This is a genomic window from Dyella sp. BiH032, assembly GCF_031954525.1.
Taxonomy (GTDB): domain Bacteria; phylum Pseudomonadota; class Gammaproteobacteria; order Xanthomonadales; family Rhodanobacteraceae; genus Dyella_D.
On the sequence record NZ_CP134867.1, the window covers coordinates 622,869 to 632,313 of the forward strand.

Genomic DNA, 9,445 nt, shown 5'->3' on the forward strand with positions numbered 1-9,445 from the left:
CATGGCATGCTGCCGATCCGCCGAACGCGCGCGCCATGGCGCGGGTGTGTACCGCGCCGGAGTTACACAGGGTCAGTCGTTCGGCTGTGGCGATCCGTAGACGTCCATGCGCACCTGAAACTGCTTCGTGGTCACGCGTCCGGCCGGGTCCATCAAATCGACGGTGACGACGAATATCACGTCGCCATGCAACACCGGATAGTTGCCGTTGTAGACGTAGCCCGACCCGTTGTAGATGTCCAGGATGCGATCCGCGTTCACAGGTTGGAACGAACCGGCGCCATTGTTTGTCGTGATATAGCCAGCCACAGCACCCGAGCCGGTGTAGCGGTTGACCGCAATGCCCGAAGATATCCGGACCTGATAAGAGCCCGCCGAGTTTGATCCCGTGACGAACTTCGAGGTGTTGACGGTCCACCATCCGCCGCCGCCCAGCACTTGCTGACGCAAATAGCCGTCCGGATTGAACATCAGGCGGAACTCGGCCGTGCCTAGCACCGCGACGCCGGACGTTGTTTCCTTATCGAAGCCAGCGGCGTCATGGTTGATCACCGACCAGTAATTGGCCGTGCCCTTCTTGGCCCACTTCGGCCCGTTGTCGGCTCCCGCCTGGTCGCGGAATCCAATGGCGTCACCCGGCGTGCCATACATCGCAGACGCGTAACGAAGGGTCGTGCCATCGGCACGCAGAAACCCCGTGGCTACGGGGCCGTCGCCCACTACATCCGGGTCGTAAAGATCATCGGTGTCTACACCGGCGCCGTTGCGATACCCGCTCGCCATTAGCCGGCTACCTCCGCTGATGCGGCCTTCGCTGCCGCGCGCTCATTGAACAGGGTGTCATAGGCCGCCTTGATGATCATCGCCATGCCGGCAGCTGACACCTTTGACAGGTCCACCCCGGTCACCGGGTCATTTCCGATCCCAAGGCAGCGGGTGGCGATCTCATCGACCGTCACCTGCAACACGTCGTAGTCGCCAGCGGTTGCTTGGAACGTACCGTTGACGAAGATGGACTCGCGAGCCTGGAAGGATATCCACGCCGCGCCTGATTGCGGGTTGTAGAACAGGTGCGTCTGTTCCGCGATCATTTCCGCCGTGATGCCGGCAGCGAGCGCGCGGATGCGGGCATTGGCTGATTCGGTCATTGACTCTTCTCCCTCTTGTTGATGAGCCGCTCCAAGGCGGCAATGCGCTTTTCGTGCTCGGTGAGATGGAGCGCGTTGTCCATCGACGCCTCGAGGGCCACGCCAGCCTTGTCGACAGCGAGCAAGCCGCTCAGGCGGCCGCGATGAGGGCCACGAAGAACGTGATGCGGCGCGTGCCTCGCGAGGCGTTGTGCCACAACGCCAACGTCTCGCGCGCCATCCGCCACCCTGGTCCACTCCGAAAACATGCGGGCCAGCGTCAGCGCCAAGCCGCGTTTGACCGCCCGGGGCTTGATGTCAGTCTTCAACCGGCGATCTGAGTACTGGAACCCACCATTCGCTATAACGGCACCGCCATCGGTAATGCGAGCAACGACGGCGTTGTATGCGTTGTTGACGATTTCCAGGTCGCCGTTACTCGGGTTGGTCCGCAGGTATTTGGATACCCCGCTGGTGCTGCCGATACGCAAATTTCCGCCGTTCGACACGTACACTGCTGAAGTGCTTGAGCTGATGCTCCGGATATCGCCGTTCCAGTTAAGCGTGTAATAGCTGTTCGCGTTTCCGCGCGAGATGTTGCAGATGTCGTCACCGGAACCGTTCAACCCGTGAATGAACATGGTCCCGCCAGCGCCCATACCGGTGAAGCGAAGCGGAGCCACCGAAGTGAATGTGGTGTCGTCGGTGTTGAAGGTAGCCTTGCCGGCCAAGACCGTAAAACCCTGGCCAAACGTCCATGGCGAGGTGGTCTGTAGTCCTACGTAGGCGCTATTTGCGGGATTGACGCCGTCGATGTTGATGCCGTTCGTATAGCGAAACAGGACTCGACCCGCGCCGCTTCCGACGTCCACGTCGAGCGGGTAGCCGCTGGTTGCGTTTGGACCAACCATTACGCTCGTGGCGCTCAGCGATCCCGTGAGCTTGCCACCGGATAGGTTGAGCTTTTGGGCGAGCGCGTTCGTGACTGTGGTTGCGAAGTTGGGGTCATCGCCCATCGCATCCGCGAGTTCTTTCAGCGTATCCAAGGCGCCGGGCGCACCATTGATCAGACCGTTGACGGCCGCGCTGATCTGCGCGGCAACGGCTGCCGGCGTGGTCTTTGCGTCGAGCGCAGCCTGCAGACCGTTGATATCGCTGATTGGGTGCGAATGCTGCTTGGCGGCCGCGCCGATATCGGCGAGCACGTCGGCCGGTGCACGCGGCACCATCGGATTCGCGCCGGCGCCCATCAGGAAGTAGCCTGCGGGCAAGCTGGCGATGCCAGTGCCGCCGCGCGCAACCACCAGCGTGCCGGACGTGATGTCCGCGGCGCTGTGCTGGTGAGGCGACGGGGTGAAGTCGGTCGGCACGCCGGTCAGGTTCGACCAGGCGCGGTAGAAGCTGCCGTGCTGGCCGTCCAGCAAGTCCGCGTCCAAGCCGTTGCCGGCGCCTTCGTCCTTGAGGGCCGCCGACTTGATCGCCAGCGCGGTCCGAAAAACGGCGGCGTTGGCCGCGGTGAGCAGCCCCTTCACGAACGTGGACGGTGCCCCAAGTCCGAGGCGGGCGTTCAGGGCCGCGAGAAGCCCTTTAGGCGTGACGGCGCGCTGGGCATCGTTGCCGGCGGTCGTTTCGTCGTCGGTGGCGAGTTCCACGACGCCAAGTAGCTCGGTAGTCGCCGGGTTGAGCTGGAAGTCCGTGTCGCCGAACGTGATCGATGTGGCGTCGATATCGGCGAACTGCACGTCCATGGCGAGCAACATCGTGGCTTGTGCGCTTTTCTCCACCACCACGGCGGCCTGCCCGTACAGCGCGAACAGGGTGCCGTCCTGCAGATAGAAGCCGACGCCGCGAACGCTGTACGTATCGGACCCGCTGTCCCGGATCGTCACATGGATCGTGTCGGCCGCTGCGGCGCCGCCGGCAATGGTCGCGATTCGCTTGATTTCGCCCGGCAACTGCGCTTCGTTGCCGGTCGGGGCGAAGACCGCGGCCGTTACGCCCACGGTGTCCAGCACGATCGGGAGCGTGCCGTTCCTCTTCGCGTTCACCAGTGCGGCGCGGCCGGCTGGGGTCACAAGGAGTTTCAGGGCTGCGGTCATGCGGCGGCATCCACGGTAAGGGTGAGTCGGGCGTAGGTGCAGGCGCGGGCGACGGCGACAACGCCGACGCCGGCGTAGAACGACACGCCCTGGGTAAAGGTGAAATGGCTGCGGACAGGCTTGGTGCGCTCGACCTCGGCGATCACGTCGTCCACGAACTGCGCGGACGCGGTGTCCCCGCCGCGACCGGAAAGGGTGAGCAACATGTCGAAGGTGTGCGGCTTGCCCGGGGGCGTGGTCTGCCACCACTCCGTAAGCTCCACCGCGCCGCCGAAGGACGCGATCACATCGCGAACGCTCTTGACGGTGCCCTTGTGCCGTTGAATCTCGATGGCGGCCGCCACGCGTGCGCGCTTCACTTCAATCGGCCAATAGCTTTTCCAGGCGTCGATGCTGAGCGCCCAGGCAAGCCAGGGAAGGAGGTTTTCCGGGCACGTCCACGGATTCCACAGATCGCGCAGCGGCGTGGGTACGTCGCCAACGCGGGCCGTGGCCGCCTCGATGGCGCGCTCGCCCGGCCGGGCGTTGGGAGGCAGGAGGCTATTCATCGACACCCCCCGGAAGAATGGTGACGTCGCTGTCCGGGCAGTACGCCGCCTGGTTGCGGTCGACGACAATGTTGCCCAGCGGCTCCGTCAGCTCGACGCGCTGCACGCCGTCACTGTGCAAGGCGGCGTAGATGCCGCTAAGCGTCACGTCGCGGCCGAGGCGGTGCGATTCTTCACGGTAGTCGTCCAGGCGCTTGCGCGAGGCCGCAATCACGACGCTGCTGTCCGGACCGGCGTAGGTATAGATCTTGGCCGTTACCTTGTAGGGGATGATCGTCGCGCCCTGGATCGTCACGTGATCGGTCATGGGCCGCGTGTTGTCCGCGCTGACGGCGGCGGCGACCGTGTCGAGCAGTGCCTGCGAGGGCGTGCCATCGGCATCACGGGAGAGCACGGTGACGGTCACGTCGCCCGGCCACTTCGCTGCGTCCAGGACGGACTGCATGGCGGCGACCAGCTCGGCGCTCGCGCCGTGGGCCGCCAGAACGGCATAGACGAGCGCCTTGATGTCGTCGGGGTCTGGACTGGTCGCGCTGGCGTCCAGCACGCCCGGCGCCGCGGACAGCGCGTGGAAGATATAGGCGCCTTCGGGACCGGCGACCGAGTAGCCTTCGGGCGCGAGGGTGATGCGCCGACGGTAATCCGGATCGCTTTCCATCGTTGGCGGTATGGAATGCTCCGGATCACCCGGATCGAGCTGCATGCGCGTGACACCGAGCAGTGCGCCGAGATTGTCGAGGTCCGACTTCTCGGCGTACGCCAACATCACGGCGCGCGCCGCGCTATTTACCCGCTGCCGAAGGATCAGCTCGCGATAGGCGACAATCTGCAGCACCTTGTAGACGGGGTCCGACTCGACCAGAGCGGTAAAGGCGTTGTCGGCGCTGCGGCTCTGCAGGTCAGCGAGCATCTCGGCGAAGATTTGCTCGAAGCTCAGCGCCTCGATCACGCTGGGCGCGGGAAGGCGGGACAGATCGACGGCGGTGTAACCGGGCATGGCCTTGGCGTTCTCGGTGAGGTCTCGCCGCATGCTGCGAGTGGCTCTTCCGTACTGCGACCCATCCGGTGTGTGCGGTGATTGCTCTACACATGGCACCGCGCTACGTACCCACGCTGCGCGGGCACCATGCGCGCCCTATGCATGACATCCGCTGCTCACGCTGTGCCCGCCTACTCGCACGCTTTGACGCATTCGCGGCGATCGAGATCAAGTGCCCCCGTTGCGGGGTCATCAATTCATTGAGGGCCGTTCCGAGCCCCCTGCCAGAGCGCCAGGGAGCCGCCATCGGAACCGCTCATGACCACTCGCCACACGACTGCACTCCCCTACGTGATTCACCGCGGCGACGCGCTGCGCATCCTTCGCGAACTCCCTGACGCAGCCGTCGACGCCGTCATCACCGACCCGCCGTACTGTTCGGGCGCACAGACCATGGCGGGTCGCGCTCGGCCCACCGGCGATAAGTACATCAACAAGAGCACCCAGACGCAGTTTCCCGACTTCGAGGGTGACTTCCGCGATCAGCGCGGTTTCCTGGCCTGGGCCAGCCTTTGGCTTTCCGAATGTCACCGCGTCACGCGGCCTGGCGGCCATCTGTTGGCCTTCATCGACTGGCGCATGCTGCCCACCATGACCGATGCCGTGCAGGTGGCCGGCTGGGTATGGCAGGGCATTGTGGTGTGGGACAAGACGAACGGTTGCCGACCGCAGCGCGGGCGCTTCCGTAGCCAGTCCGAGTACGTCGTATGGGCAAGCCGCGGCGCGATCGATACCGCGACCCATCCGGTGGTGCTGCCCGGCGTGATTCCCGTGCATCCTAGCCGCGGTGGCAAACACCACCAGGTGGGCAAACCTGAGCCGCTCATGGACCAGCTGGTCGGCATCGTGCCACCCGGCGGCACCGTGCTCGACCCCTTCATGGGAAGCGCGACGACGGGCGTTGCGGCGCTGCGCGCCGGCCTGCAGTTCGTCGGTGCGGAGCTGTCGGCTGGATATTTCGCCACTGCGGAACAGCGCCTGGCCGCGACCTGCAAGGGCATTCAGCGATAGTTGGTCAGGGCCGGGCGCGTTGCGGCCGGCCCTACTTCGCGAGGCGGTCGATCAGCTGGTCGCGGATCGCGCGGCGATCACCATCGGTGAAGCCAATCAGCGGCCGGCGCGGATAGCGCACGCGTGGGCCATCGGGCGACACTTTGTCCATGTCGCCGTATTGGTGGACGGTAGCGATACGTCCGGTCCGGCCTTCGAAGCCGACCTCCGCGGCATCGGCCGTCGCGGTCGCCTTCAGGTAGCGGGCCGTGCGCAGGCGAGAGAACATCTTCTGCCGTTTGATGCGTCCCTTCTTGTCGCGCAAGCGGCGCTTTCGTGCGGGATAGGGCGAGCCATCCGGTGCTAGCTGGTCGCCGATGCGGGCCGACTGGCTGCGGCGCAGCGCGCGCGCCAGATCCATGGCCAGCCGCTTGCGCTCGGATGGAGAGAACCGCTCGAGCAAAGCCGCGGCCCAATCCTCGACCTGGCGGAACGCGTCGCTCATGCCGCGGCCACCTCCCATGTGGCGACCAGCTCGTCGCGCAGATACAGCTCCCAACGGCCCGAAGCAAGGCGCGCCTCGACTTGCGGCTCGTCGGCGTGCTCCATCGCGAGGACGCCACCATCCTTCACCCGTACCACCACACGTTCGGTGAGCTTGAGCTTGATCCCGAGGTCGACCTTCGCGTTGTCCAGCAGGTCCGCTTCGAAGGTGATTCCCGTCTCGCGGAGCTTGTCATTGTCCAGCAACTCGACCTGATTGACGGCCACCCAGGCCAGCAGCGGGACCATGATGAGGTCCGGGTCATTGGCGAAGTCGGTCAACACGATGTGCAGCGTATACGCGTATTCGAAGCTCAACCCCTGCGCCGCCGTCGAGACCAGCCGGCCGTCATCAATGAACATGATCAGGCGCTCCGGGTTGATACGGAGGTCCGGGCAGGAACTCACCAGCATGTCGCGGAGGCTGTCCGGCTTCTTCACGGCGCGGTCCCGCTGTTATCGCGCACCCACGCCTGCAGGGCGGTCAGCTGCTCGGCGGTGGCATGGCAGGTGGTGTAGTTGCCGACGATGACGCCGGCGGCGGCAGAGAGCGCAATGCCGCTGGGCTGCGCATCAGTAGGTCCGGGGGCGCCGGGCACCTCGGCGCTTTCGGCGGCAGCATCGTGCACGCGCACAAAGCCACGAGGAAGGGTACAAGCAGCATCAGCCTGAGGCGTGACATAGACGGGAATCCTTTGAACGATAGTGGCGCCGCGCTCACGCACGACCTGGACGCGATCGACGTATACCGTGACGATCTTCTCCGTCCGCTTGGCCGCAGCCAGCTCGCCGTCAAGCGCACTCACTTTGGCCTGTGCTACCGAGGCGGCCTGCTCAGCGGCGTGGATGCGATGCGTGGTGATCAGGTAATAGGCGACCAGGGCGCCGACAAGCGCCAGTCCGAGCAGCAGCTGACGGAGAATGGCTGGCATCACGCTGGCTCCGTGGCAGAAGCATGCTTGACGTAGGCTCTGGCGAGCCGTGTGTCGTACAAGTTGTCGGCAAAGGCGGGTCCGTTGTAGGCCCGGGCGAACGCTGCCCATTTGCGCGCGCGAAGGGATTTCAGCAGGGCGTCGTCTGCCTGCACGAAAGCAACAAAGGCACGCAGCTGCTCGGCCTCGCCACCGGCGAATGCCGCAGCCATGGCACTGGCGCTCGTGTATCCCAGTGCTAGCGCATGCAGCCCCATAAGCTGGAACCTGCCCCAGCTGCAGGATTCCATCGCCGGCTCGACGCCGTAGGTCTTGGCCAGCGCGAGGCGCTGGTACTCCGCGGCGCCGCCGAGGTAACCACCGCGTTCACGGCTGAGGATGCTGCTGGGCGCGCCAAGGCCGGCGGGGTCAATGCCGGCGGCGTCGAGCTGACGCCAGAACACGTGGCGCTCGAACAGGATCACCACGCGGCCGTCTGCCAGGTAGCCGCCGTTCGGGCTTTCGATCTCGATCACCGCCTGGAGCGCTGCCACCTCGCAGGCCAGCGTGCCGGCGGCTCGCTCGATATCGTCTTGGCGGAGCGCGCGCGGATCCACGAGGCCAAGCAGCGCCGCCTGCGTACGCGGACCGGCCACACCGTCGACCACCAGGTGGTGGGCGCGCTGCCAATCCCTGACGGCGCGCTCCGTGGAGGGGCCATACACGCCGTCCGCGACGATTTTGAGGCCGGCACCAGCCAAGCGGTGCTGGAGCGTCATCACGGGGGCGCCACGGTCACCCGCGCGCAGAGTAGGAGGACTTTGGGTCATGGTCGGTCCGAAGGATGGCGGCGACATCGCCGCGCGCAGTGAGGCTGAGGACGCACAGCACGGCGGCCATTCCGAGGTCAGTCAGATGCACATGGGACGGCGGATACAGGCCAACCAGCAGGCCGAGCGCGCCGCCGCCGGTGCTGGCGATCAGCACCCAGGCGGCAAGGCTCACCAGCGGCCGAAAGCGTGCGCCCTCGCGGCGGTAGATCAGCAGCCGCATGCAGGTGATGGCGTTGGCCAGCAGGTACAAGAGAGCGAGCAGGTGATCCATTAGGAGCCTCCGCGGCGCAACCAGCTGTTGAGGTCGATGGTCTTGACGCGCTCGAGCAGATTGACGGTGACGGCGATGGCGAAGGCCGAGGCCAAGAAGGCGGCCACGCCGGTTTGATGCAGGCCAACGCGGGCCGCCACCTCCGGTGCCGCCAGGTATCCGACGATCCAGCTGATGACCAGGTAGATCACCCGGGAAGGCCAGGCGACGTCCTTGGCGTTCAGTGCGACAAGGGCCGCGCCGGCAAAGGCGCCGATGATCGCGTTGCCATCGATGCCCGGCAGCAGCGTGGCGGCGCTGACGCCAGCGGCGAGGCTGGCGAGGGTGGTGGTGGAGGTCGGTTCGGCCATCAGATTCCCCTGGGTCAGGACCAGAGCTGCACCATTGCAGCTTCGGTCAGCGTGGCTTGGGTGGCGTCGGGCAGATCCACCAGCTGCCCTTGCGGCAGGATCGGCCCGAGTTCGGCCAGACCCGGATTGGCGGCCAGCGCCGCTTCGGTGACGCCCTCGGTGCGGCCGAGAGCGCGGTAGCAGAGCGCGTCGAGGGTTTCGCCTTGGAGCGCGCGGATCAGCACTAGATCAACTCCACCGTCGCGCGCGGCCGGCCGAGGATGTCGCGCACGGCGTAACGCACGTTGCGGCGGTAATCCTCGGCAGTTTCGTTCATCGCATCCGCGCGGCGATCGCCGCGGCCGGTGGTATCGAGTTCACGGTACTTCTCAAGCAGCTCGGCCTGGGCGTAGGCGACCACGGCGCGCTTGTACAGCATCACCAGGCGCGACACGCCGTTGATCGCTTTGCTGGGGACGTCGGCGAGACGTTCGCGTCCCAGGGCGCGCTGCTGCTGCTGCCACTCGTCCAGTTCGTCCTCCACCGACGACATGGCGTTCGACAGGCATTCGACCAGGCGATCATTGGTCACCGTGCCATCGAGCCGCATGACGGCGCGCGCTTCGGTCGGATCGATGTCCGGATACCAGCCGCCGGACGAAAGGGGCTGAGCGGGGCTGGCAGGGGCGGTAGCGACGAAGCCGGACATCTGTTCCTCGGAATAGGTGCGGCGGTGGTCGGCGGGTCACAGGCGG

Annotated in this window: 14 protein-coding genes; 1 reads left to right on the forward strand and 13 read right to left on the reverse strand. The window is 65.8% G+C overall.

The window, feature by feature from the left end; all coding sequences use genetic code 11:
• Positions 1–72: 72 nt before the first annotated feature.
• Genes RKE25_RS02600 through RKE25_RS02620 form a run of 5 tightly spaced genes read right to left on the reverse strand, consistent with a single transcriptional unit; the run spans position 73 to position 4,771 of the window.
• Entirely contained in the window at positions 73–783 is a 711-nt protein-coding gene (locus tag RKE25_RS02600; protein ID WP_311840711.1) for a hypothetical protein, read from the reverse strand.
• Positions 783–1,148, reverse strand: a complete 366-nt coding sequence (locus RKE25_RS02605) for a hypothetical protein (RefSeq protein WP_311840712.1) — start codon at positions 1,146–1,148, stop codon at positions 783–785. The genes RKE25_RS02600 and RKE25_RS02605 overlap by 1 nt, the downstream gene beginning before the upstream one ends.
• Entirely contained in the window at positions 1,145–3,226 is a 2,082-nt protein-coding gene (locus RKE25_RS02610; RefSeq protein ID WP_311840713.1) for a hypothetical protein, read from the reverse strand. Before RKE25_RS02610 ends, RKE25_RS02605 begins: the two co-directional genes overlap by 4 nt.
• Positions 3,223–3,774: a phage tail protein I gene (locus RKE25_RS02615; protein WP_311840714.1), complete on the reverse strand. Its 552-nt coding sequence runs from the start codon at positions 3,772–3,774 to the stop codon at positions 3,223–3,225. Before RKE25_RS02615 ends, RKE25_RS02610 begins: the two co-directional genes overlap by 4 nt.
• A complete protein-coding gene (locus tag RKE25_RS02620) occupies positions 3,767–4,771 on the reverse strand; it encodes a baseplate J/gp47 family protein (RefSeq protein WP_311842310.1) in 1,005 nt (334 codons plus the stop codon). Before RKE25_RS02620 ends, RKE25_RS02615 begins: the two co-directional genes overlap by 8 nt.
• Positions 4,772–5,071: 300 nt before the next feature.
• Between RKE25_RS02620 and RKE25_RS02625 the strand changes: the two genes are divergently transcribed.
• A complete protein-coding gene (locus RKE25_RS02625) occupies positions 5,072–5,824 on the forward strand; it encodes a site-specific DNA-methyltransferase (RefSeq protein WP_311840715.1) in 753 nt (250 codons plus the stop codon).
• Positions 5,825–5,855: 31 nt separating this feature from the next.
• Here the strand turns inward: RKE25_RS02625 and RKE25_RS02630 are convergent, their stop codons facing one another.
• The 8 genes from RKE25_RS02630 to RKE25_RS02665 are packed head-to-tail and all read right to left on the reverse strand — an operon-like array spanning position 5,856 to position 9,399.
• The gene (locus tag RKE25_RS02630; protein WP_311840716.1) at positions 5,856–6,308 is read right to left on the reverse strand and encodes a phage virion morphogenesis protein; all 453 of its coding nucleotides are present in this window, start codon (positions 6,306–6,308) and stop codon (positions 5,856–5,858) included.
• Positions 6,305–6,787 carry a phage tail protein gene (locus RKE25_RS02635; RefSeq protein WP_311840717.1) on the reverse strand — a complete coding sequence of 161 codons (483 nt, stop codon included), beginning with the start codon at positions 6,785–6,787 and terminating at the stop codon, positions 6,305–6,307. The genes RKE25_RS02630 and RKE25_RS02635 overlap by 4 nt, the downstream gene beginning before the upstream one ends.
• Positions 6,784–7,278 (reverse strand): hypothetical protein, encoded by a 495-nt coding sequence (locus RKE25_RS02640; RefSeq protein ID WP_311840718.1) that lies wholly within the window; start codon positions 7,276–7,278, stop codon positions 6,784–6,786. The genes RKE25_RS02635 and RKE25_RS02640 overlap by 4 nt, the downstream gene beginning before the upstream one ends.
• Positions 7,278–8,036, reverse strand: a complete 759-nt coding sequence (locus tag RKE25_RS02645; RefSeq protein ID WP_311840719.1) for an N-acetylmuramidase family protein — start codon at positions 8,034–8,036, stop codon at positions 7,278–7,280. Before RKE25_RS02645 ends, RKE25_RS02640 begins: the two co-directional genes overlap by 1 nt.
• Positions 8,037–8,052: 16 nt before the next feature.
• The gene (locus RKE25_RS02650; protein WP_311840720.1) at positions 8,053–8,361 is read right to left on the reverse strand and encodes a phage holin family protein; all 309 of its coding nucleotides are present in this window, start codon (positions 8,359–8,361) and stop codon (positions 8,053–8,055) included.
• Positions 8,361–8,711, reverse strand: coding sequence for a putative holin (locus RKE25_RS02655; RefSeq protein ID WP_311840721.1), 351 nt, complete (start codon positions 8,709–8,711; stop codon positions 8,361–8,363). The genes RKE25_RS02650 and RKE25_RS02655 overlap by 1 nt, the downstream gene beginning before the upstream one ends.
• 14 nt (positions 8,712–8,725) lie before the next feature.
• Positions 8,726–8,935, reverse strand: a complete 210-nt coding sequence (locus RKE25_RS02660; RefSeq protein ID WP_311840722.1) for a tail protein X — start codon at positions 8,933–8,935, stop codon at positions 8,726–8,728.
• On the reverse strand, positions 8,935–9,399 hold the full coding sequence (locus RKE25_RS02665) for a head completion/stabilization protein (protein ID WP_311840723.1): 465 nt from the start codon (positions 9,397–9,399) through the stop codon (positions 8,935–8,937). The genes RKE25_RS02660 and RKE25_RS02665 overlap by 1 nt, the downstream gene beginning before the upstream one ends.
• Between the last annotated feature and the right edge of the window lie 46 nt (positions 9,400–9,445).